Here is a 284-nt window from a genome sequence, read left to right as displayed (position 1 = left end):
ATTTGTGCATTCACCTACGCCTCTAGGTCCGATTTGATCAGCCAGCACATAAAAATGCTGTGGTGATGCGTAGCCTGCCGGAAACAAGAACCTCACAACAGACGTATTCAATACAACCTGCAACTGCTTCGGCGCGCGTTTTTCCTTTTCTACCAATCTTGCAACTAATTCCGAACGGTCTGAAAAATCACCCTGTCTGGTTAGAAGACTCTTTTCTGCGTTAATCATTTGGCCTAAATGATTGCCTTCTACTTTCAGTTTATCTCCTGCCAGAGACAGCCCCA

The 284-nt window shown here is 45.4% G+C and carries 1 protein-coding gene; it reads right to left on the bottom strand.

What is annotated here, in order from left to right; genetic code table 11:
• Positions 1 to 284 (bottom strand): hypothetical protein (locus tag J0A66_RS23070; protein WP_206576103.1); only part of this gene is annotated, 284 nt, incomplete at both ends.

The organism is Bowmanella dokdonensis (genome assembly GCF_017254865.1).
GTDB lineage: Bacteria > Pseudomonadota > Gammaproteobacteria > Enterobacterales > Alteromonadaceae > Bowmanella > Bowmanella dokdonensis.
Note: the sequence above shows the minus strand (reverse complement) of the source record. Positions and strands in the feature narration are given on the sequence as shown.